11 protein-coding genes and 2 tRNA genes are annotated in these 23,340 nt (G+C 70.3%); 7 read left to right on the plus strand and 6 right to left on the minus strand.

Annotated features, from left to right (window positions below; all coding sequences use genetic code 11):
- Positions 1 to 98: 98 nt before the first annotated feature.
- The 5 genes from FZN60_RS11250 to FZN60_RS11270 all read right to left on the minus strand — a co-directional run bounded on the left by FZN60_RS11250 (position 99) and on the right by FZN60_RS11270 (position 7,310).
- Positions 99 to 172, minus strand: a tRNA-Gln gene (locus tag FZN60_RS11250).
- Between the two features lie 242 nt (positions 173 to 414).
- Positions 415 to 491, minus strand: a tRNA-Met gene (locus tag FZN60_RS11255).
- Positions 492 to 898: 407 nt separating this feature from the next.
- Positions 899 to 2,599, minus strand: a complete 1,701-nt coding sequence (locus FZN60_RS11260; RefSeq protein ID WP_304505854.1) for a long-chain-fatty-acid--CoA ligase — start codon at positions 2,597 to 2,599, stop codon at positions 899 to 901.
- Between the two features lie 145 nt (positions 2,600 to 2,744).
- A complete protein-coding gene (locus FZN60_RS11265) occupies positions 2,745 to 5,915 on the minus strand; it encodes a multidrug efflux RND transporter permease subunit (protein WP_158873587.1) in 3,171 nt (1,056 codons plus the stop codon).
- 15 nt (positions 5,916 to 5,930) lie between these two features.
- Positions 5,931 to 7,310: an efflux RND transporter periplasmic adaptor subunit gene (locus FZN60_RS11270; RefSeq protein ID WP_158873588.1), complete on the minus strand. Its 1,380-nt coding sequence runs from the start codon at positions 7,308 to 7,310 to the stop codon at positions 5,931 to 5,933.
- 221 nt (positions 7,311 to 7,531) lie between these two features.
- Between FZN60_RS11270 and pyrC the strand changes: the two genes are divergently transcribed.
- The 5 genes from pyrC (at position 7,532) to FZN60_RS11295 (ending at position 18,767) form a co-directional block, all read left to right on the plus strand.
- Positions 7,532 to 8,584: a dihydroorotase gene (gene pyrC, locus FZN60_RS11275; protein WP_158873589.1), complete on the plus strand. Its 1,053-nt coding sequence runs from the start codon at positions 7,532 to 7,534 to the stop codon at positions 8,582 to 8,584.
- 121 nt (positions 8,585 to 8,705) lie between these two features.
- Positions 8,706 to 14,231 (plus strand): alpha-2-macroglobulin family protein, encoded by a 5,526-nt coding sequence (locus tag FZN60_RS11280; protein WP_158873590.1) that lies wholly within the window; start codon positions 8,706 to 8,708, stop codon positions 14,229 to 14,231.
- A 20-nt stretch (positions 14,232 to 14,251) separates the two neighbouring features.
- Positions 14,252 to 16,327 carry a penicillin-binding protein 1C gene (pbpC, locus tag FZN60_RS11285; protein ID WP_158873591.1) on the plus strand — a complete coding sequence of 692 codons (2,076 nt, stop codon included), beginning with the start codon at positions 14,252 to 14,254 and terminating at the stop codon, positions 16,325 to 16,327.
- 335 nt (positions 16,328 to 16,662) lie between these two features.
- The gene (locus FZN60_RS11290; protein ID WP_246726715.1) at positions 16,663 to 18,012 is read left to right on the plus strand and encodes a Ppx/GppA phosphatase family protein; all 1,350 of its coding nucleotides are present in this window, start codon (positions 16,663 to 16,665) and stop codon (positions 18,010 to 18,012) included.
- Positions 18,009 to 18,767, plus strand: coding sequence for an RlmE family RNA methyltransferase (locus tag FZN60_RS11295; protein ID WP_158873592.1), 759 nt, complete (start codon positions 18,009 to 18,011; stop codon positions 18,765 to 18,767). Before FZN60_RS11290 ends, FZN60_RS11295 begins: the two co-directional genes overlap by 4 nt.
- 116 nt (positions 18,768 to 18,883) lie before the next feature.
- Here the strand turns inward: FZN60_RS11295 and FZN60_RS11300 are convergent, their stop codons facing one another.
- Positions 18,884 to 20,275 (minus strand): MFS transporter, encoded by a 1,392-nt coding sequence (locus FZN60_RS11300; protein ID WP_158873593.1) that lies wholly within the window; start codon positions 20,273 to 20,275, stop codon positions 18,884 to 18,886.
- A 223-nt stretch (positions 20,276 to 20,498) separates the two neighbouring features.
- Between FZN60_RS11300 and FZN60_RS11305 the strand changes: the two genes are divergently transcribed.
- Complete coding sequence (locus tag FZN60_RS11305) at positions 20,499 to 21,530, plus strand: MBL fold metallo-hydrolase (protein WP_246726716.1); 1,032 nt, start codon at positions 20,499 to 20,501, stop codon at positions 21,528 to 21,530.
- 116 nt (positions 21,531 to 21,646) lie between these two features.
- Positions 21,647 to 23,152, plus strand: a complete 1,506-nt coding sequence (gene guaB / locus FZN60_RS11310) for an IMP dehydrogenase (RefSeq protein WP_158873594.1) — start codon at positions 21,647 to 21,649, stop codon at positions 23,150 to 23,152.
- Positions 23,153 to 23,340: the final 188 nt, after the last annotated feature.

Genomic DNA, 23,340 nt, shown 5'->3' on the forward strand with positions numbered 1-23,340 from the left:
CAGACTGTGCCCGGTTTCGTGCGGTACAGTGCGACGGTCGAGGCGCCCATGTCGGGCGTGTCGAGCTGTCAGAAAGCCTGGAAACGTAGGGTTTTGAGTGGCTGGGGAACCTGGATTCGAACCAGGACTAACGGAGTCAGAGTCCGCTGGTCTACCGTTAACCTATTCCCCAGCAGGGCAGTGTGTCGCCTGCGATGGGCTCCATATAGAGAAGACCGATGCGGATGTGAACCCGAAAAGTGTCGCTTGGCGAACGCTTTTCGTTCGTGTTTGCGACGGGCCAAGGAGGAGTGCCGCGCGAGGCGTGATCGGGCCACGCGTGGTGTCGATCGAGCGGCAGACGTCGGTTTGGAGGGGCGAAGTCCAGAAATGCAAAAGCCCCGGCAAAGCCAGGGCTGTGCAGTCATTCGATGTTGGTTGCGGGGGCAGGATTTGAACCTGCGACCTTCAGGTTATGAGCCTGACGAGCTACCGGGCTGCTCCACCCCGCGTCACCTGCCGAGCGGCTCGTCGCCGTCGGTGAGCGGGATATAAGCGACAGTTCCGTGAATGAAAAGCCCTTTTTGCATGACGGCGAAAAAAGGCTCCTGTGCCGCCCAAGCCCTTGTGCGGCAGTCGTTCATCGTTGCGCGGAGCCTAGCCGACGATTCGCGTGCCGGAAAGACCCAGTCGTGCGGTGGAGACGCGAAGGGCAGACGGGCGCGAGGCCGGCACGAGAGGCGGATGGGGACGGACATCGCAGCGCGCGCCAATCAGCCGCCTTTCTACCGTGAGGAGCGCGGGCAGAATTCGTGCGGCGGACGGGACTTGGCCGGGCGGCACGCCGACGCGGTCGGGTGCTCCGCGTCCAAGCCGAGCGGTGCCGCCCGCCGGGAAGGGGAGGGCGGCGTCGGCCTCGTCAGTCGCGCAGCGCGCGGCGGAGGATCTTGCCGACCCCGGTCTTCGGCAGCTCGTCGCGGAACTCGACGGCGCGCGGGCGCTTGTAGCCGGTCAGCTGCTCGCGGCAGAAGGCCTTGACCCGATCCTCGTCGACGGACGGATCGCTGCGCACGAGGACGAGCTTCACCGCCTCGCCCGAGCTCTCGTCGGGAATGCCGACCGCCGCCGCCTCGACGATGCCGGGCATGCGGGTGACGATCTCCTCGATCTCGTTCGGATAAACGTTGAAGCCGGACACGTTGATCATGTCCTTCTTGCGGTCGACGATCCGCACGAAGCCGCGCTCGTCCATGGTGCCGATGTCGCCCGTGCGGAAGAAGCCGTCCGCCGTGAAGGCGTGGGCGGTGTCCTCCGGGCGGTTCCAGTAGCCGGCCATGACCTGGGGGCCGCGGATCGCGATCTCGCCGCGCTCGCCGAGCGGAAGGCCGACGCCGTCGTCGTCGACGATGCGGAACTCGGTCGAAGGAATGGGGACGCCGATCGTGCCGGTATATTCGGTCGAGAGAACCGGGTTGCAGCTCGCCGAGGGGCTGGTTTCCGACAGGCCGTAGCCTTCGCAGATCGCGCAGCCCGTGCGCTGCTTCCAGAGCTCTGCCGTCGCCGCCTGGACAGCCATGCCGCCGCCGACCGAGAGCGTCAGGCTCGACCAGTAGATCTTGGTCGAGTCCGGATGGCGCGCGATGGCGCCGAACAGCGTGTTGACGGCCGGGAAGGAGTGGAAGCGCCAGCGGCGCAGCTCCTTCAGAGTCGCCGGGATATCGCGCGGATTGGGGATCAGGATGTTGCAGCCGCCCTGCCGCATCGACAGCATCATGTTCACGGTGAAGCCGAAGATGTGGTAGAGCGGCAGCGCGCAAACGGTGGAAAGCTGCTCGTCCGCCGGCTTCCTCTCGAGGGCCGGGGCGTTCCACAGCTCCGATTGGAGGACGTTGGCGACGATGTTGGCGTTGGTCAGCACCGCGCCCTTCGACACGCCCGTGGTGCCGCCGGTATATTGCAGGACGGCGATGTCCGAGAGTTCGCGGCGAACCGGCGTGAAGCGCGCGGCCCGGCCGCGCCGCAGAGCGTCCTTGAAGCGCACCGCGCCCGGCAGCGAATAGCGCGGGACGAGCTTCTTCACGCGTCGCACCACGAAGTTGACGATCGCGCCCTTGAGCGTCGGCAGCATGTCCCCGAGACCGGTGACGACGACGTGCTCGACGGGAACCGCGGCGCGGCACGCTTCCAGCGTGGCGGCCATGTTCTCCAGGATCACGATGGCGCGCGCGGCCGAATCCGTCAGCTGATGCTGGAGCTCGCGCGGGGTGTAGAGCGGATTGGTGTTGACGACGACGAGGCCGGCCCGAACGACCCCGGCAACCGCCACGGGGTACTGGAAGACGTTCGGCATCATCAGGGCGACGCGGTCGCCCGGCTTCAGACCCAGGGACTGGAGGTAGGCGGCGAAGGCGCGCGAGGCCTCGTCGAGCTCGCGATAGGTCATGGTGGCGCCCAGCAGCCGGAAGGCCGGCATGGGGCCGTGGCGGGCGAGGGCCTCGTCGAGAAGGTCGCCGAGCGACTGGTAGGGAAAGTCCGGCAGCTCGGCCGGCATGCCGGCGGGATAGCTGGAAAGCCAAGGCTTGGCCACGGCCGTCTGCGCCGTGGTCGGCATGATCGTCATCGATTCCTCCCAGACATCGACCTCGCCGAGGCATACACCAGCATTGACGTAAACGGAACTCGCGCGGCTGGAACGGTTGCGTGACCCTGAAGCGACGAGCGCCCGCCGGGCGGAGCCGGCGGGCGTTCCGGTACAGGGACGGGAGTCACTCCGCCGGCTGCGGCGCGGGCTCGCCGCCGCCGGGCTTGGCGGGAGGCGCCGCCTTCGTCTTCTCCATCCGCTTGGCGGTGCCGGACAGGCGCATGATGAAGGTGAAGAACACCGGCACGAACAGGATCGCGAGGAAGGTTCCCGAGATCATGCCGCCGACGACGGCCGTGCCGATGGCGTTCTGGCTGGCGGCCGAGGCGCCCGTCGCGATCGCCATCGGGATGACGCCGACGGTGAAGGCGAGCGAGGTCATCAGGATCGGTCGGAAGCGCAGGTGCGCGGCCTCGACGGTGGCGTCCAGGAGGCCCTTGCCCGCTTCCATCTGTTCCACCGCGAATTCCACGATCAGGATGGCGTTCTTGGCCGAGAGGCCGATGATCGTGATGATGCCGACGGTGAAGTAGACGTCGTTGGACAGGCCCCGGAGCATGATCGCGGCCACGCAGCCGATGACGCCGAGCGGCACCACGAGCATGACCGAGATCGGGATCGCCCAGCTCTCGTAGAGCGCCGCGAGGCACAGGAAGACGAAGAGGATGGCGAGGCCGATCAGGAACGGCGTCTGGTTGCCCGACTGGATCTCCTGCAGCGACTGGCCCGTCCACTCGAACCCGAAGCCGGCGGGAAGCTGGCTCGCGAGCCGCTCCATCTCGGCGATCGCCTCGCCCGAGGAGTAGCCCGGCGCCGCGCCGCCCGAGAGGCGGACGGACGGATAGCCGTTGTAGCCGACGAGCTGCGAGGTACCGACCGTCCAGTCGGCGGTGGCGAAGGCCGACATCGGCACCATGCCGCCCTGGGCGTTGCGAACGTTGAGGTTCAGCACGTCCTCGACGCGCATGCGGCCCCGGTCGTCCGCCTGGACGGTGACGCGCTGCATGCGGCCGGCATTGGGGAAGTCGTTGACGTAGTTGGAGCCCAGGCTCGTCGAGATCGTCGAGTTGATGTCGGCGAAGGTGACGCCGAAGGCGTTGGCCTTTTCGCGGTCGATGTTGAGCGCGATCTGGGGACCCGGCGGCAGGCCCTCGAAGCGCATGCCGGTGAGGATGGGGCTCTGCCCGGCGGCAGCCAGGAGCTGGTCGCGCGCGGCGAACAGCGCCGTGGTGCCGAGATTGCCGCGGTCCTGAAGGCGGAACTCGAAGCCGCCGGTCGTGCCGAGGCCCTGGATGGGCGGGGGCGAGAGCGCGAAGGCGATCGCGTCGCGGAACTGCAGGAGGCGTCCGGTGATCTTGCCCGACAGGGCGTCGGCGCTCTCGGCCGGTCCGCGCTCGTCCCAATTCTTGAGGGTGATGAAGGCGAGGGCGGCGTTCTGGCCCTGGCCGGAGAAGGAGAAGCCCTGGATCGTCACCATCGAGTTCACGCCCGGCTGCTCGAGGATGAACTTCTCGGCCTCGGAGGTGACGGCGCGCATGCGGTTGGAGGTCGCGTCGGACGGCCCCTGGAACGACGAGATCAGGAAGCCCTGGTCCTCCTGCGGCAGGAAGGCCGTCGGGATCTGGACGTAGAACCAGCCGAGCCCGGCGAAAAGCGCGAGGTAGACGATCATGAAGCGCTTCGGCCGGCTGGCGGTGGCGCGCACCACGCGGCTGTAGCGATGCGAGGTCCAGTCGAAGCCGCGGTTGAACCAGCCGAACGGGCCGCGCTTGCCGTGGTGGTGGCCGGCCTTCACGGGCTTCAGGAACGAGCCGCACAGCGCCGGAGTCAGCGACAAGGCCAGGAAGGCCGAGAACAGGATCGACGTCACCATCGTCAGCGAGAACTGACGGTAGATGACCCCGACCGAGCCGGGGAAGAAGGCGAGCGGCACGAACACGGCGCACAGCACGAGCGTGATGCCGATCACCGCGCCGGTGATCTGGCTCATCGCCTTCTTCGTCGCCTCCTTCGGCGACAGTCCTTCCTCGGCCATGATGCGCTCGACGTTCTCGACGACGACGATCGCGTCGTCGACGAGGATGCCGATCGCAAGCACCATGGCGAACATGGTGAGGACGTTGATGGAAAAGCCCGCGACAAGCATCACCGCCAGCGTGCCCGACAGCGCGATCGGCACGACGAGGGTCGGAATGACCGTGTAGCGGAAGTTCTGCAGGAACACGAACATCACGACGAAGACGAGCGCGACGGCTTCGAGGAGGGTGTGGATCACCTTCTCGATCGAGGCCGACACGAAGGGCGTCGTGTCGTAGGGGATGGAATAGGACACCCCCGGCGGGAAGAGCGGCTTCAGGCTTTCCATCACCTCGCGCACGCCAGTCGCCGCGTCGAGCGCGTTGCCGGTCGGCGAAAGCTGGACGCCGACCGCCGCGCTCGGCTGGCCGTTGAGGAAGGTGTTGAAGTTGTAGTCCTCGGCGTCGATCTCGACGCGCGCGACGTCCGACAGGCGCACGAGGGAGCCGTCGGGATTGGAGCGCAGGACGATCTGGCCGAACTCCTCGGGCGTCTGGAGCTGACCCTTGACGAGGATGGTCGCCGTCACCTGCTGGGTGACGGGGTTCGGATTGGCGCCGATCGAGCCGGCCGCGACCTGGGCGTTCTGGCCCTGGATGGCGTTGGTGATGTCGGCGACCGACAGGCTCAGGCCGACGAGCCGGTCCGGGTCGATCCAGATGCGCATGGCGCGCTCGGAGGCGAAGAGCTGGGCCCGGCCGACGCCGTCGACGCGGCGAATCTCGTTGAGGACGTTACGGCTGACGTAGTCGCCGAGGCCGACGGCATCGAGGTTGGCGGTCTCGTCGCCGGTGAGGGCGACCACCATGAGGAAGCTCGATCCGGCCTCTTCGACGAGGACGCCCTGCTGGTTGACGGCGGCGGGCAGCGAGGCCTCGACGCGGCGCAGGCGGTTCTGCGTGTCGACCACGGCCTGGCTGATGTCGGTGCCGGCCTGGAAGGTCACGGTGATCTGGACGGCGCCGGTCGCGTCCGAGGTGGACTCGAAGTAGATCAGGCCGGGAACGCCGTTCAGCTCCTCCTCGATCGGCCGCGTGACCTGGAGATAGAGATCCTCCGGCGAGGCGCCGGGATAGGCGGTGGAGATCGTCAGGGAGGGCGGCGCGACGTTCGGATACTGGGCGATCGGCAGCGAGGGCAGCGAGATCACGCCGGCCAGGACGATGAAGATCGCGACGACCCAGGCGAAGATCGGGCGGTCGATAAAGAAACTTGGCATCGGGTCGGGCCGTCCTTACTGGGCGCTGCCGCCGGAAACCGGCCGGGCCGGCTGCTCGGACTGGGCGACGTCGCGCCCGGGGGCGGGCGTCGGGGTCGGCGTCGTTTCGGCCGCGCCGGCTTGGCCGGCGTCGGCGGACGGCGCCGGCGCCGCATTGGCCTCGGCGGCAGGCGCAGGCGCAGGCGCAGGCGCAGGCGTGTCGGCGGCCGGCGCGGCGGGCGGCTGCGTCAGCGGGTTGACCCAGGGCTCGGGCACGACGGTGGCGCCGGGGCCGGTCTTCTGGAAGCCGTCGGCGATCACCTTCTCGCCCGGCTTCAACCCTTCCGAGATCACCGAGCGGGTGCCGAGGACGCGGGCGACCGTCACGTTGCGCACCACGACCTTGTTCTCGGCGTCGACGATGTAGAGCTGCGAACGGCCGGCGGTGTCGCGCTGCACCGCCTGGTTCGGAACAGCGATGGCGTTCTCTTCGATGCCCTGCTCGATGGCGACGCGCACGTACATGCCGGGCAGGAGGTCGCCGTTCGGGTTCGGGAACTCGGCGCGCAGCGTCACCTGTCCGCTGGTCTCGTCGACGGTCGCTTCGGCGAACAGGAGCTTGCCGGGCTCGGGATAGTCGGCGCCGTCGTCCATCTTCAGGCGGACCTGGGCGACGTCGGGCGCGATCTGGCGCAGCCGCCCGCTCTCCAGCGCCGTGCGCAGTCGCAGGAGCTGCGACACCGGTTGCTGGATGTCGGCATAGACCGGATCGAGCTGCTGGATGGTCGCGAGCGGCTCGGCGCTGGTTTCGCTGACGAGCGCGCCCTCGGTGGTCTGCGCCCGGCCGATTCGGCCGGAGATCGGGGCGCGCACGGTCGCGTAGTCGAGGTTGATCTCGGCCGCGCGCTGGGCGGCCTGGGCCGACAGGACGCCGGCCCGGGCCTGGGCGAGGGCGGCCTCGGCCGTGTCGAGCTGGGCCTGGCTGGCGGTCCGGTTGCGGGCCAGCTGGCTGATGCGGTCGTAGTCCTGCTGGGCCTGGAGCTGCTGGGCCTGGGCGCTGGCGACCGACGCCTGCTGGGCCTGGACCTCGACCTCATAGGTGGCCTTGTCGAGCTCGAAGAGGGGTTGGCCCTCCTCGACGAAGGTGCCCTGCTCGAAGACGCGCCGGACCACGATGCCGCCGACGCGCGGGCGCACCTCGGCGATGCGCGTGGGCGCGATGCGGCCGGGCAGTTCCGAGATCACGGGCAGCGCTTCGGTCTTGGTCTCGATCACGCCGACCTGGGACGGCGGCGGCGCGCCTCCGCCTTCAGCGCCGCCGCCGGCAGCCCCTTCGCCGCCGGCGCCGTCCTGACAGGCGGAAACAGCCAGCGACAGAGCGGCGATGGCCGCCAAACGGATGAAGCGAAGACGCATGAACTGATCCCGATCACTCGCGAACGAATGATCGTTCGCATGGGCGCCGTAGCAGATATTCGGCTGCATTGCGATGCACAAAACACTTATAGGCGGCTCAGTACCCAGAAAAAGAGTCCGTAGCCGCCGCATCGTTCCGACCGTCCATCCGCCGCTGCCGCAGCCTTGCGCCGGACCGATGCTTGGTCCAACCCTCGCCCGGAAACGAGACGGAGCTCGCCATGACCGAGACCACGCTGACGATCGCCCGGCCGGACGACTGGCACCTGCATCTGCGCGACGGCGCCATGCTCGCGGCCGTGTTGCCGCTGACGAGCGCCGTCTTCGGCCGCGCCATCGTGATGCCGAACCTCAAGCCGCCCATTCGCACTATGACCGAGCTTCGCGCCTATCGCGGCCGGATCCTGGCGGCCCTGCCCGACGGGCACGTCTTCCAGCCGCTGATGACGCTTTATCTCACGGAAACGACCGATCCGCGAGATATAGGCGAGGGCGCCGCGTCCGGCGAGCTTTCGGCGGTGAAACTTTACCCCGCCGGCGCAACGACCAACTCGGATGCGGGCGTGCGCGATTTCGCCAAGGTCCGCCCCGTGCTCGAAGCCATGCAGGCTGCCGACGTGCCGCTCCTCGTCCACGGCGAGGTGACGGACCCAGCGGTCGACATCTTCGACCGCGAGGCGGTCTTCATCGAGCGCGTGCTCATTCCGCTGCGCCGCGACTTTCCCGGCCTGCGCGTCGTGATGGAGCACGTCACGACGCGGGAGGGCGTCGCCTATGTCGAGGGCGCGGAGGGGCGAATCGGCGCGACGATCACGCCACACCACCTGATGATCAACCGCTCCGACATCTTCCGGGGCGGCATCCGGCCGCACCTCTACTGCCTGCCGATCGCCAAGCGCGAGGAGCACCGCCTGGCGCTGCGCCGGGCCGCGGTCTCGGGAAAAGGGCGCTTCTTCCTCGGCACCGATTCGGCGCCCCATCCGATCGGCGACAAGGAAAGCGCCTGCGGTTGCGCCGGCGTCTTCAACGCGCCGGTGACCATGGCCTGCCTCGCGCAGGTCTTCGAGGAGGAGGGCGCGCTCGACCGGCTCGAAAGGTTCGCCTCGCGCAACGGTCCCGCCTTCTACGGCCTGCCGGTGAACGAGGACACGATCACGCTGGAGCGCGGCGCGCCGGCGTCCGACATCTTCTGCGACGTGGCCGTCGAGGGGGGCGGCGTTCGCGTGTTCCAGCCGGATGCGGGCCTCTCCTGGCGCGTGCGGCAGGCGGCCTGAGGGGCCGATCGCCGCGCGGCGATCGACGTCACACCGCGGAAACATGGAGCCGCTACCCCTTCCGCCCGCCTCGCGCTTGGGTCACAATCGCGTGGCCGATATGCCTTCCGGGAGGGGAACCATGGCTCGCTCGACAACCGTCCGCTGGCTTCTCGGCGCGCTTGCCGCGACGGCGCTCGGCGCGGCGCTTCCCGGCGCGGCGCTCGCGCAGGACGGCTCCGAGATCCTGCGCCGCATGGAGCGCGTGTCCGGCGCCGACCTGTTCGGCGGCGACTACGAGACCATGCGGGACGTCGATCTCGACCTCTGCGAGACGGCGTGCCTGGCCGACAACAAGTGCGCGGCCTTCACCTTCAACGAGAAGAGCCGCTGGTGCTTCCTGAAGAGCGAGGTCGGCGAGGAGCGCCCCGTGGCCGGCGCCGTATCGGGCCGCGTCGCGACCGGTCCCGCCGTCGCCACCGCCGCTGTCTCCGACGAAGCTTCGCTCGACCGGCGCGACGCCGACCTCGACTTCCTACCGCGCACGAGCCGCGACGCCGCCAAGCGCCTGCGCCTGGAGCTGACGGAGGCGACGCGTGACTCGACTTTCGATGACCTCACCCTCGACCAGTTCGCCGAGCGGGCCGGCGCGTCGCTCTCGCAGGCCGACGCCGTAACCGCCTGGTTGGAGGCTGCCAAGCGCGAGCCGCTCGTGCACCGCGCCTGGATGGGCCTCTTCGATGCGGCGCTGGCCTACCAGCCGGAGGAATACGAAGCGCAGGTCGAGAACGCGCGGCTGCGCGACGGAGCGGCGATCAACGCCTATCTCACCGCCGCGAGCGAGCCCGGGCGGGCCGCAGCGCTCGACGCCATCGGCCGCTCGCTCGAAGCGCAGTCGAGCTGGAAGGCGGCGATCAAGGCCTATCGCGCCAGCCTCGCCGTGGCAGACGACGCCGACGTCCGGGCGCGGCTCGACGCCGTCGTCGCCGAGCACGGCTTCCGCATCCTGGAGCACACGGTCGACAACAATGCCGCCAATCCCCGGATCTGCGTCAGTTTCTCCGACCCGCTCGCGCCCTCGATCCTGAACTCCGACAATCCCGGCGACTACCTGTCCGTCCAGGGCGGCGAAACGCTTCCCGTGACTGCGAGCGGCAGCCAGCTCTGCGTCGACGGCGTGCGCCACGGCGAGCGCTACCGCGTCGTGGTGCGCTCGGGCATCGCCTCCCAGGATGGCGAAACGCTCGCCCGCTCGGCCGACCTCGACGTCTATGTCCGCGACCGCGATCCCTCGGTGCGCTTCACGACCACCGCCTACGTCCTGCCGGCGGGCGGCAACGCGACGATCCCCGTCACCACGGTCAACACCGACGAGATCAAGGCGCGCGTCCAGTTCATCGGCGAGCGGGGCCTCGCCTCGACGCTGGCCGAGAAGCTCTTCCTGTCGCGCCTCTACACCTATTCCGTCGATTCGATCGCCGACACGCGCGGCGAGGACGTCTGGAAGGGCACGGTCGGCGTGCGCAACGCCGTCAACGAGGAGGTGACCACCGCGATTCCCGTCGCGGAGCTGGTGTCCGACCTCAAGCCCGGCGTCTACGTCCTGACCGCCGTCGCCGAGAACGCCTCGCCCAACGCCAGCGAGCCGGCGACGCAATGGTTCGTCGTCAGCGACATCGGCCTCGCCTCCTTCTCGGGCACGGACGGCTTCCACGTCATCTCGCGGTTCCTCGGCACCGCCGAGCCGATCGAAGGCCTGGAACTCACGCTGGTCGCGGCCAACAACCAGATCCTCGCCACCGCGACCACCGATGCGACGGGGCAGGCGGTGATCCCGGCCGGCCTCCTGCGCGGCACCGGCGGCGACCGGCCGGTGGTGCTGACCGCGGCCAGGAACGGCGCCGACTTCAACTTCCTCGACCTGGAGGCCGCGCCCTTCGACCTTACCGACCGCGGCGTCGAGGGCCGGGCGCCCGTCGGCGCGCTCGACGTCTTCCTGACGCCGGAGCGCGGCATCTACCGCACCGGCGAGACCACCCACATCACCGGCCTCGTGCGCGACGGCAAGGGCGAGGCCGTCGATGGCCTGACGCTGACCGGCATCGTCACCCGGCCGGACGGTGTCGAGTTCGGCCGCCGCCAGCTCGCCGACGGCGGCGCCGGCGGCTTTGCCTGGGACACGGCGCTGCCGGCCGGCACCCAGCGCGGCACCTGGCGCTTCACCGTCCACACCGATCCCGAACAGCCGGCGGTCGCCGAGACAAGCGTGCGCGTCGAGGACTTCCAGCCCGAAAAGCTCGACTTCACCCTGTCGGCTTCGAGCGAGACCTTCGACCCCGAGGCGCCCCCGACGATCTCCGTCGACGGGCGCTACCTCTTCGGCGCGCCGGCCGCCAACCTCGACGTCCAGGGCGAGGTGGTGGTGAGCGAGGCCGCGGGCCTCGCCGGCTTCGAGGGCTACCGCTTCGGCCTTGCCGACGACGCGGTCGAGACGATCCGCCAGCCCTTCGACACCGTGAAGCTCGACGCCGAGGGCAAGGCGGAGGTGAGCCTTCCCGCCTTCGCGCCGCCGTCGACGACCAAGCCGCTGCAGGCGAGCCTCCAGGTGCGCGTTCTCGACGCGGGCGGCCGACCGGTCGAGCGCGACCTCCAGCTCGCCCTCGCGGGCGCCGCCCCGCGCCTCGGCATCAAGCCGCGCTTCGACGGCGCCGTCGACGAGGGTGGCGAGGCCGGCTTCGACGTCGTCGCGCTCGACGCTTCCGGCGCGCGCGTCGCTCTGTCGGGCGCGCGCTGGACGTTGAACCGGATCACCACCGACTTCCAATGGTACGGTGCCAACGGCGACTGGAACTACGAGGTCGTGCGCCGCTCCGAGCGCGTCGCCGACGGCGCGCTCGACCTGCCCTCGGACGGAGCGCCGGCCGCGCTGAGCGTTCCGACGCAGTGGGGCGAGTACGAGCTGCGGGTCGAGGCCGCGAGCGGCGACGTCGTTCCCGCCAGCGCCGACTTCGAATCCGGCTGGTACGTCGCGGCCCGCGCCATCGACACGCCGGAGGTCGCCAGCGTTTCCCTCGACAAGCCGAGCTACAGGATCGGCGACACCGCGCGCGTGCGCATCGAGCCGCGCTTCGCCGCCAAGGTCGACGTGCTCGTCCTCGACGAGGGGGTCGTCGCCCGCCAGACCGCGGACATCCCCGCCGAGGGCGGCGAGGTGACCTTCCCCGTCACCCGCGAATGGGGGCCGGGCGCCTACGTCCTCGCCACCGCCTTCCGGCCGATGAGCATCGAGGAGAAGCGCATGCCGGGCCGGGCGATCGGGCTCGCCTACGGCAGCGTCGATCCGGCCGAGAAGAAGCTCCAGGTCTCGATCGAAGCGCCGGCCGAGATCCGCCCGCGCCAGATCGTCGACGCCACCGTGCGCGTCGCCGGCCTCCAGCCGGGTGATCAGGCCTACGTCACGCTCGCGGCGGTGGACCAGGGCATCCTCAACATCACCGACTTCCAGCCGCCGTCGCTCTCCGACTGGTACTTCGGCAAGCGCCGGCTCGGCGTCGAGATCCGCGACCTCTACGGCAAGCTGATCGACCGCATGCAGGGCGCGCCCGGCACCGTGCGCTCAGGCGGCGACGCCTCCGGCTCGCTCGACGCGCCCCCGCCGATGGACGAGCTGGTCTCGCTTTATTCCGGCGTCGTCACCGTCGGACCGGACGGTTCCGCGACGGTGCCGCTGCCGATCCCCGACTTCAACGGCTCGCTCAAGCTGATGGCGCTGGCCTGGACGAAGACGGCGGTCGGCGAAGCGAATGCCGACATGCTGGTGCGCGATCCCGTGGTGGTCGAGGTCAGCCGGCCGATCTTCCTCGCCCCCGGCGACTCGACCCGCATCGCCGTCGATCTCACCCATGTCGACGGGCCGACCGGCGAGGCCGTGCTGAGCCTCACCGGCGGGGAGGGCGTTGTGTCGCTCAGCGGCGGCATGCAGTATCCGGTGGACGTGTCGGAAAAGGCGCGCGCCCGCGTGCTCGTTCCCGTCCTCGCCTCGCGCGTCGGCGACGCCGAGATGCGGCTGTCCGTCAGCCTGCCCGGCGGCGAACGCCTGGAGAAGACCTTCACGCTGCCCGTGCGCTCCAATGCGCCCGAGCAGGTGGAGAAGAGCATCGTCCAGCTCGCGCCGAACGGCGGGCGCTTGTCGCTCGACCCGGCGATCCTCGCCGACTTCCAGCCGGGCACGGGCTCCGTGACCGTCAGCGTCACCGGCGCCGCGCAGTTCGACGTCGCCGGCGTGGTACGCGCGCTCGACCGCTACCCCTACGGCTGCACCGAGCAGCTCGTCAGCCGGGCAATGCCGCTCGTCTACCTCGACAGGACGGTGGTCGCGGCCGGTCTCGGCCAGGAAGGCGTCGACGACGTCAGGGAGCGGGTGCAGAAGGCCGTCACCGCCGTTCTCGCCAACCAGTCCTCCAACGGCTCCTTCGGCCTGTGGGAGCCGGGCTACGGCGACCTCTGGCTCGACGCCTACGTCACCGACTTCCTGACCCGCGCCCGCGAGGCCGGCTACCAGGTTCCGGAGGAGGGCTTCACGCTCGCCGTCGACAACCTGCGCAACTCCCTCGCCTATGTCAGCGACGCGCCGGACTGGCCGGCGGTCGCCTACAGCTACTACGTCCTCGCCCGCAACGGCCGGGCGGCGATCGGCGACCTGCGCTACTACTCCGAGAACGAGCTGTCGAACTTCCCGACCCCGCTCGCCAAGGCGCAGCTCGCCGCGGCGCTCGCCTTCTACGGCGACCGGGTGCGGGCCGAGCGCGTCCTGTCCGACGCGGTGCGCGACGCCGAAGCGCCGGGCGCCGGGCCGGAAACGCGCAGCGACTACGGCACCAAGCTGCGCGACGAGGCAGGCGTCCTCGCCGTCGGCCTGGAGAGCGGCGTCGACGGGGTGTCGCTGAACGGGCTCGTGGACGCGGTCAATGCCGGTCGCCGCGACGCGCGCTACACCTCGACGCAGGAGGATGCCTGGTCGCTTCTGGCCGCCCACGCCCTACTCGACCGAGACCCGCCGGCCCTGACGGTCGCCGGCCGCGACGTGAACGGCGCCTGGTCCGGCTCCTTCGACGAGGCGAGCCTGCGCGCCGGCCCCGAAGTCTCCAACCGCGACGACGCGCCCGAAAGCGCCGCCGTCACCGTGCGCGGCGTGCCCACCGTCGCCGGGCCGGCGGAAACCAGCGGCTACTCCATCGAGCGCCGCTACTACACGCTGGACGGCGAGGAGGCCGACCCCGCGACCATCGCGCAGGGCGACCGGCTGGTCGCGGTGCTGGAAGTCGTGCCCCTCGACAACGGGCCGGCCAAGCTCGTCCTGGACGACCCCCTGCCGGCGGGCTTCTCGATCGACAATCCGGCGATCCTGCGCGGCGGCGACGTTTCCAGCCTCGACTGGCTGGAGCTCTCCAGCGAGGTCGCGCATGTCGAGTTCCGCGCCGACCGCTTCGTCGCGGCCTTCGACAAGGACAAGGACGACACCGCCATCCGCCGCTTCGCCTACATCGTGCGGGCGGTCTCGGCCGGCGAGTTCGTCCATCCGGCCGCGCTCGTCGAGAACATGTACGATCCGAGCCGCCGCGGCACCACCGCGGAAGGCCGCGTCACCGTCGCCGATGGTGCGCGGTAGGCGGCGGAGGGCGTCTGCCGATGTCGCGGCTGAGGCGGTTGGCGCAGGGCGGGAGCATCGCGCTCCTCATCCTGCTGGCGCTCGGGCTCGCGGCGTACGGCGCCTTCGAGCGCGCCGTGGAGCGGCGCGTTGCCGGCTTCGCCGAGCCGGCCGTCGGCACCGAGGTGCTCGGCCGCCACGGCCGGCTGCTGCGCGCCTTCGCCGCGCCCGGCGGCGTCTGGCGGCTGGATGCCGGGCCGGACGACGTCGATCCGCGCTACCTGCGCATGCTGCTCGCCTGGGAGGACCGCCGCTTCGAGGCGCATGACGGCGTCGATCTCCTCGCATTCGGCCGCTCGATGATCGAGATGGCCGAGCATCGGCGGGTCGTGTCCGGCGGCTCGACGCTGACGATGCAGGTCGCGCGCATGCTGGAGCGCCTGCCGACGGGGAGCTTCGCGGCCAAGCTCGACCAGATCCTCGGCGCCGTCGCGCTGGAGCGCACGCGCTCGAAGTCCGACATCCTGCGCCTGTACCTGCGCCTCGCGCCCTACGGCGGCAACGTCGAGGGCGTGCGGGCGGCGAGCCTCACCTGGCTCGGCAAGGAGCCGGGCCGGCTCACCGCGGCGGAAGCCGCGCTTCTCGTCGCCATGCCGCAGTCGCCCGAGCGCATCCGGCCCGACCGATATCCCGAGCGCGCCAAGCGCGCCCGCGACCGCGTGCTCGCCCGGATGAGCGAGCTCGGCGTCCTCGATCCGGCGGAAGCGACGCATGCCATGGCCGAACCCGTGCCGAGCGCCCGGCGCGAGCTGCCGATCCTCGCCGCCCATGCCGCGGCGCGCCTCCACGCCGAGCGCCCCGACGCCTGGCGCATCGACCTGACGCTCGACGAGACCGCCCAGGCCGACCTCGAAGCCTATGCCCGCGGCGCCGTTTCCAAGCTGCCCAAGCCCGTCAGCCTCGCCATCCTCGTCTCCGACGCCTCGACGGGCGAGATCGTCGCGAGCGTCGGCTCGCCCGATCTCTTCGACGCCTCGCGCCAGGGCTTCGTGGACCTGACGCGCGCGCTGCGATCGCCGGGCTCGACGCTCAAACCCCTGATCTACGGCCTCGCCTTCGAGCTCGGCGTCGCCCATCCTGAGAGCCTCGTCGACGACAGCCCCGCCGCCTTCGCCGGTTACGCTCCGGAGAACTTCGACCGCGTCTTCGAGGGCACGATCACCGCGCGCCGGGCGCTGCAGCTGTCGCGCAACCTGCCGGCGGTGGAGCTTCTTTCGGCCGTTGGTCCGAGCCGCCTCGTCTACCGCATGCGCCGGGCCGGGGTCGAGCCGGAGCTCGGCGACCGCTCGCTGCCGGGCCTCGCCATCGGCCTCGGCGGCATCGGCCTGCGCCTCACCGACCTCGTCGCGATCTATGGCGGGATCGCCAATGGCGGCCTCGCCGAGCCGCTGCGCATCGAGCCCGTCTCCGGCCTGTCCGGTCCGGTTCCCAAGCGCATCCTGTCGGAGCAGGCGGCCTGGTACGTGTCGTCGATCCTCGCCGGGGCGCCGGTGACGGCCAAGGGGTCGCCCGGCACGATCGCCTGGAAGACCGGCACCTCCTACGGCTACCGCGACGCCTGGACGGTCGGTTATGACGGGCGCCACGTCGTCGGCGTCTGGCTCGGCCGGCCGGACGGCGCGCCGGTGCCCGGCCTCGTCGGCCAGGATTCGGCCGCCCCGATGATGCGCGACGTCTTCGCCCGTCTGGGCAAGCCCGTGGCCCTGCCGGGACCGCCGCCCGGCATCCTCGCCGATGCCAGCGCCGCCCTGCCGCCGCCCTTGAAGCGCGTCGGCCGCGCGGCGACCGAGGCGAGAAGCGGCCTCGCGCCCGAGATCGTTTATCCCCCGGACAAGGCGCAGGTGGAGGTCGGCTTCGGCGACGCGGCCGGCGGCACCCTGTTCCTCAAGGTCCGCAACGGCCGGCCTCCCTTCACCTGGTATGCCGACGGGCGGCCGGTGGCGCGGGACGTCCTCGGGCGCTCGGCGCAATGGTCGCCGGACGCCACCGGCTTCGTCGCGCTCTCGGTCGTGGATTCCACGGGAGCGGCGGCGCGCACGCGCGTCCTTGTGAAGTAGCAGCTCGCCCCTCCTTGTGCTTCACGGGTCAGTTGATACACTCCGCATCAACTGACTTGAAACATTAGGTGATCCGCGTCGCGTAGCCGCGCGCCGATCGCCGGAGATCGTGTGTGAGCATCCATGAGCTGGATCGGAGACATCGGCCCCCTTCGACATCCGTAAGACGCAAGCGAAAGGCGCCGAAACCCGGCGCCGCGCCGAATGCGGGGCCGACGGGCCGTGCCGAGCGCAAGGGGGAGTCGCCGGCCGACGCGCGGCCGAACGGTGATGAGCCTTTGACCAAGCGCCAGAAGCGGCGCCGCCGAAAAGGCGGCGGCGCGGGAAAGGCGCAGATGCCGGTCGCTGCCGGCGCGCAGGCCGAGAAGCGCGCGGCGGCGGACAAGGCCGCGAGCGGCAAGCTCGCCCAAGGCGCACGGCAGGTCCGCCGGCGCGGCGGGCGGCGTTGGGGCAAGCCGGGCGACAAGCAGCCGGCGGGCGAGCGTTCGCGCGCCCCCGAAGGGGTCGCCGTGTCCGCCGCCGAGCCGCGCGCCCGCCATCCCCCCGCGCGGCCTGCGCCACCGAATCAGGCTCCGCGCCGCGGAGACGCGCCGCAGCGAAGCCCCGAGCCGATCAATGGCCACACCAACGGTGCCGCGCTTTTGCCGGAGGGCGAGCGCCCGCGGCCGGCCGCCTACGCCGCGCTCGATCTCGGCACCAACAATTGCCGCCTGCTCGTCGCCGTGCCCACGAAGCCGGGCCAGTTCCGCGTGATCGACGCCTTCTCGCGCATCGTGCGCCTCGGCGAGGGATTGGGGCGCACCGGACGCCTGTCGACCATCGCCATGGACCGCGCGATCGCGGCGCTGGAGATCTGTTCGCACAAGCTCTCGGCGCGGCGCATCGCGGCCTCGCGGCTCATCGCGACGGAAGCCTGCCGCGCCGCGTCGAACGGCGAGGAGTTCATCGAGCGCGTGCGCGACCGCACGGGCCTGCAGCTCGAGATCGTCAGCCGCGAGACCGAGGCGCGGCTCGCCGTGTCCGGCTGCGGCTCGCTCGTCGATCGCTCCGCCAAGGGCGCGGTGCTCTTCGACATCGGCGGCGGCTCGACGGAGATCGCCCTCCTCGATCTGCGCAGCGGCTTCTCGCGGCGCCTGTCGAACAACATCGTCGCCTGGACCTCGCTTCCCGTCGGCGTCGTGAACCTCGCCGAACGCTATGGCGGGCGAAACGTCACCCCCGAGCTGTTCAAGCGCATGGTCGACGAGGTGACGATCCTGATCGCCAGCTTCGGCGGGCGCGACAAGCTGGAGGCCATCGTCGGGCAGCCGGGATTCCACCTTCTCGGCACCTCGGGCACGGTGACGACGCTGGCCGGCGTCCATCTCGGCCTGGAGCGCTACGACAGGCGGCAGGTGGACGGGCTCTGGCTGACCAGCTCCGAGGCCGACTCGCTCGTGGCCACCATCGCCGGTTGGAGCTTCGAGGAGCGCGTCGCCAACCCTTGCATCGGATCGGATCGCGCCGATCTGGTGCTGGCGGGCTGCGCCATCCTCCAGGCGATCCGGCGCGTCTGGCCGGCTCGGGCGCTTCGCGTCGCCGACCGCGGGCTCCGCGAGGGCCTGCTCACCGAGATGATGGTCGCCGACGGTGTCTGGCGGCGCGGCGGCAACGGCGCCGACAAGGGATACGGAACGAACGCATGAGCACCGGACGCGGAACCGGCGGAAAGGCCAGCGGCGACCGCGGCCTCACCGTCAACGTCAAGAAGAAGCGCGGCCTCAAGGCCTCCTCGCGCGCCTGGCTGCAGCGCCAGCTGAACGACCCCTATGTGCGCCGCGCCAAGGCGGAGGGCTGGCGCTCGCGTGCGGCCTACAAGCTGATCGAGATCGACGACCGCTACCACCTCCTGAAGAAGGGCGCGCGGATCGTCGACCTCGGCGCGGCGCCCGGCGGATGGTGCCAGGTGGCGGTGGAGCGCGTCGGCTCGCCGGACGATCAGGTGCGCGTCGTCGGCATCGACTATCTGCCCGTCGACCCCATTCCCGGCTCGACGATCCTTCTCATGGACTTTCTCGACGAGCAGGCGCCCGGCGCCCTGATCGAGACGCTGGGCGGGCCGCCGGATATCGTCCTGTCCGACATGGCCGCGCCGACCACCGGCCATCGCCGCACCGACCACCTGCGGACCATGCACCTTTGCGAGGTGGCCGCGGATTTCGCGATCTCGGTGCTGAAGCCGGGCGGCCACTTCCTGTGCAAGACCTTCCAGGGCGGCACCGAAGGCGACCTCCTCGCCCAGCTCAAGCGCCACTTCGCCGCCGTCCACCACGTCAAGCCGCCCGCCTCGCGCGACGGCTCGGTCGAGCTCTACCTCCTCGCCAAGGGGTTCAAGGGGCGCCGGGACGAGGGGCCGGGCGAGGACGTCGACGACGCGGAGGCTGACTTCGGCCAGCCGTGACGATCGAGATCGGCCGCTCGCTTCTCATCCGACGCCGGGCCGGCGGCGCGCGAAGGCGCGCGATCGTTTGAGGCCTCGTTCGCCGGGATCGCGACAGGCGTGACCGCTTCCGCGGCTCACTCCGCCGGCGCGCGGTGGCCGGAGAGTTCGGCGCCGGCGGTGGCGGGGAGCCGCAGGAAGGCGAAGAGGGCCGAGCAGGTCACGAGGCCGGCGACTGCGAAGGCGATCGTGAAGTCGATGAGCGCCGCCTCGCCCGTTCCGCCGATCACGATGCCCGCCTCCAGGATGCCGCCGGCGAGCGCCACGCCCATCGCGATCGACACCTGCTGAAAGGCCGCGAGCATCGCCGTCGCGTCGCCCGCCTTCGATCCCGGCACGTCGGCGAAGGCGAAGGCGTTGACGCCGGTGAAGAACAGCGAGCGGAAGAAGCCGCCGACGAGAAGCAGCAGCATCAGCGCGGGCACCGTCCATTCGGGCCGGTAGAGGCCGATGGCTGCGAGCGACAGCCCGCCGACGATGGAGGTATGGACGAGCGCGCCGCGGAAGCCGAAGCGCTTCAGCATCGGGCGCGCCAGGAACTTCATCGCCATGGCGCCGCCCACCGTCGAGGCCGTGACGAGCCCCGACTGGAGCGGGGTGAAGCCGAAGCCGAGCTGGAGCATCAAGGGTAGGAGAAAGGGTTGCGCCCCCGTGCCGATGCGAAACAGCGCGCCGCCGATCACCGAGGCGCGCAGTGAGGGCGCCGTGCCGAGGAGCCCGAGATCGAGGACAGGCGTTTTCGTGCGCCGCGCATGGCGAACATAGAGCGCGGCGAAGACGAGGCCGAGCCCGGCAAGCCCCGCGCCCATCACCGGCGGTAGGGCCGGCAGCGACACCACCGACAGGCCGAAGACGAGGCCGGCGCAGGCGAGGCCCGACAGGGCGAAGCCCGGCCAGTCGAAGGCGACGCCGCGGATCGGATCGATGTGCGGCAGGAAGCGGCGCGCGAGGAGGATGCCGATGGCGCCGATCGGCAGGTTGATCAGGAAGATCCAGCGCCAGTCGGCATAGGTCGCGATGGCGCCGCCGATCGGCGGCCCCACGAGCGGGCCGATCATGGCGGGGATCGAGAACCACGTCATGGCGCCGACGAGGTCGGACTTCGACGAGGCGCGAACCAGGAGAAGCCGGCCGACGGGCGTCATCATCGCCCCGCCCATGCCCTGGAGGAAGCGGGCGAGGACGAAGGATTCCAGCGAGTTCGCGAAGGCGCAGGCGAGCGAGCCGAGCATGAAGACGGCGATCGCGCCCTGGAACACGAGCTTGGCGCCGAGGCGGTCGGCCATCCTGCCGGAGATCGGGATGAAGATCGCGAGCGAGACGTAATAGCTGGTCAGCGCCAGCTTCAGCGCGATCGGGCTCGTGCCGATGTCCCGCGCGATGGTCGCGAGGGAGGTGGCGATCACCGTCGAGTCCATGTTCTCCATGAACAGGGCGACGGCGAGGACGAGCGGGACGATGCGTTTCACGGGACGGGCGACCCCTGGGGAAGCAGGGCCGGAAGGCGCCGCGACGGGTGCGGGTTCCATGCCAGATCGACGGCGGGCCGGGAAAGCCAACTTGCGTTACGAACTGTTTCCGACGCCGCGCCGAACAAGGAGGGGTGATCGGGGCTTGCCGTCGGCGCTCCGCGCCCTGCTTTCCCCGCGCGATGAACGATGATTCGGGAGAGGTGATGTGTTGAAGCCGACGATGAGCCGACGCCAGGCCCTGAAGGCTGCGGCGGGCGGCATGGCCTTGTCCGCCGCTGCAATCGGCGGCGCGCGCGCGCAGGACGCGCAGCAGGCGGATCCGACCGCTCCGACCGAGGAGGAAAGCGCGATGGCAGGCGGCGGCGAGGACATCCTTCCCTTCGCGCCGGGCTGGCGCCGCACGGTGGTCGGCGACGTGGCGCTCGTCACCGTTCTCGACGGCATCCGGCCGGGCGAGGGGCCGCATCCGACCTTCGGCGAGGACCAGAGCGCCGAAAGCGTCGCCGAGCTGATGCGCGCCAACCTCCTGCCGCCCAACCGCTTCGCGAACTTCTTCAACCCCGTGATCGTCGAGGCGGGCGAGGAGCGGATTCTCGTCGACACCGGCTTCGGCCCGGCCGGCCTGGACAACGGGCAGGGCCTCCTCGCCAACCGCATGGCGGGCGCGGGCTTCGCGCCCGAGGACATCACGATCGTCGCGCTGACGCACTTCCACGGCGACCACATCAACGGGTTGATGACGACCGAAGGCCAGCCCGCCTTCCCGAACGCGCGCGTCGTCGCGGGGCAGGCGGAATGGGACTTCTGGACCTCGGACGCCGCGAAGAACGGTCCGGCGGCCGGCAACGCCAAGGCGGTGGAGGCCATGGTCGTGCCGCTGCGCGAGCGGATCACCTTCCTGACGGACGGCGACGAGATCGTGTCCGGCATGGTCGCGCGGGCCGCCTTCGGCCACACGCCCGGCATGCTCGCCTTCGAGCTCGGCGAAGGCGAGAACCGCGTCCTGATGGCGGCCGACACCTTCAGCCACTTCGTGATCTCGTTCCAGCGGCCGGACTGGCACGTGCGCTTCGACATGGACAAGCAGGCGGCGGCCGAAACGCGCCGGCGCCTCGCCGCCATGCTGGCGTCCGAGCGCATGGCGGTGATGGGCTATCATCTGCCCTTCCCGGCGATCGGCTTCGTCGAGGCGGTGGGCGACGCCTTCCGCTACGTGCCGGCGAGCTACCAGTTCGCGGTCGAGGAGGGCTGAGCCCGCTCTCGTGCTGCGATGCGGCGGAAGGCGCTGTCCGGCGCCTTCCCATCCCCGAGGCGCCATGCTACCAGCCCTTGCCATCCTTCTTCGGCTGACTGCGTAAGGGACTGGCAATGGCCCGGATCATCGAAACCGCCACCGGCGCGACCGCGCTGACCTTCGACGACGTGCTGCTTCAGCCGGGACATTCGGAGGTGATGCCGGGCGAGGTCGACATCCGCACCGCGATCACCCGCACCCTGAAGCTCAACCTCCCGATCATCTCGGCCGCCATGGATACGGTGACCGAGTCGCGCCTCGCCATCGCCATGGCCCAGGCCGGCGGCATCGGCGTCATCCACCGCAACCTGTCGCCCGCGGAGCAGGCGGAAGAGGTGCGGCAGGTGAAGAAGTTCGAGTCCGGCATGGTGGTGAACCCCGTCACCATCGGCCCGGACGCGACGCTGGGCGACGCCCGCGCCCTGATGGCGATCCACCGCATCTCCGGCATTCCCGTCGTCGAGAACGCAGGGAAGGGCGGCCATTCCAAGGGCCGCCTCGTCGGCATCCTGACCAACCGCGACGTGCGCTTCGCATCGGACGACCGGCAGAAGATATTCGAACTCATGACGCGGGAGAACCTGATCACGGTGCGCGAGACCGTCGACCAGGAAGAGGCCAAGCGCCTTCTCCACAAGCACCGGATCGAGAAGCTCCTCGTGGTCGACAAGGAGGGGCACTGCATCGGCCTGATCACCGTCAAGGACATCGAGAAGTCGCAGCTGAACCCGAACGCCGCCAAGGACGCGGCCGGGCGCCTGCTCGCAGCCGCCGCGACCAGCGTCGGCGCCGACGGCATCGAGCGCGCCGAGCGCCTGATCGACGCGGGCGTCGACCTCGTCGTCGTCGACACCGCCCACGGCCACTCGCAACGCGTCCTCGACGCGGTGACGCGGGTGAAGCGCATCTCCAACGAGGTGCAGGTCATCGCCGGCAACGTCGCGACGGCGGCGGGCACCCGGGCGCTGATCGACGCGGGCGCCGATGGCATCAAGGTCGGTATCGGGCCGGGCTCGATCTGCACGACCCGCATCGTCGCGGGCGTCGGGGTGCCGCAGCTCTCGGCCGTCATGGACGCGGTGGGCGAGGCCGACAAGGCCGGCATCCCGGTGATCGCCGACGGCGGCATCAAGTTCTCCGGCGATCTCGCCAAGGCGCTCGCCGCCGGCGCCTCGGCCGCCATGGTCGGCTCGCTCCTGGCCGGCACGGAAGAGAGCCCCGGCGAGGTCTACCTCCACCAGGGCCGCTCCTTCAAAGCCTATCGTGGCATGGGATCGGTCGGCGCCATGGCGCGGGGCTCGGCCGACCGCTACTTCCAGGCCGAGGTGCGCGACACGCTGAAGCTCGTCCCCGAGGGTATCGAGGGCCAGGTCGCCTACAAGGGCTCGGTCTCGGCGGTCCTCCACCAGCTCGCCGGCGGCCTTCGCGCTGCCATGGGCTACACCGGCGCCCCGACGCTGGAGGACTTCCGCCGCAACGCCACCTTCGTGCGCATCTCCAATGCCGGCCTTCGCGAGAGCCACGCCCACGACGTGACCATCACCCGCGAAAGCCCCAACTACCCCGGCGGCGGGGCTTGAGCAGATCGATAAATAGTAGTTATTTATCGATTTGACTGTGTTCCGCTTAGTAGGTGTGAATACTGAAAGAGGCAGAGAGTTGTAGCGTAAACACCTTTTACACGCACATCGCTGCAGATTGTTCCCCACGCACAGGGGCACATGATGCGCGATATGAGTAAGCTATACTTCCGTTTCTGCAGGAGTGG

It is taken from the genome of Antarcticirhabdus aurantiaca (genome assembly GCF_009765365.1).
GTDB lineage: Bacteria > Pseudomonadota > Alphaproteobacteria > Rhizobiales > Rhizobiaceae > Antarcticirhabdus > Antarcticirhabdus aurantiaca.

Coding starts and splice junctions, on each gene's coding strand:
- FZN60_RS11305 (WP_246726716.1), top strand. CDS start 20,499: ATGAGCCGACGCCAGGCCCTGAAGGCTGCGGCGGGCGGCATGGCCTTG.
- FZN60_RS11295 (WP_158873592.1), top strand. CDS start 18,009: ATGAGCACCGGACGCGGAACCGGCGGAAAGGCCAGCGGCGACCGCGGC.
- pbpC (WP_158873591.1), top strand. CDS start 14,252: ATGTCGCGGCTGAGGCGGTTGGCGCAGGGCGGGAGCATCGCGCTCCTC.
- FZN60_RS11270 (WP_158873588.1), bottom strand. CDS start 7,310: ATGCGTCTTCGCTTCATCCGTTTGGCGGCCATCGCCGCTCTGTCGCTG.
- FZN60_RS11260 (WP_304505854.1), bottom strand. CDS start 2,599: ATGACGATCATGCCGACCACGGCGCAGACGGCCGTGGCCAAGCCTTGG.
- pyrC (WP_158873589.1), top strand. CDS start 7,532: ATGACCGAGACCACGCTGACGATCGCCCGGCCGGACGACTGGCACCTG.
- guaB (WP_158873594.1), top strand. CDS start 21,647: ATGGCCCGGATCATCGAAACCGCCACCGGCGCGACCGCGCTGACCTTC.
- FZN60_RS11265 (WP_158873587.1), bottom strand. CDS start 5,915: ATGCCAAGTTTCTTTATCGACCGCCCGATCTTCGCCTGGGTCGTCGCG.
- FZN60_RS11290 (WP_246726715.1), top strand. CDS start 16,663: ATGCCGGTCGCTGCCGGCGCGCAGGCCGAGAAGCGCGCGGCGGCGGAC.
- FZN60_RS11280 (WP_158873590.1), top strand. CDS start 8,706: ATGGCTCGCTCGACAACCGTCCGCTGGCTTCTCGGCGCGCTTGCCGCG.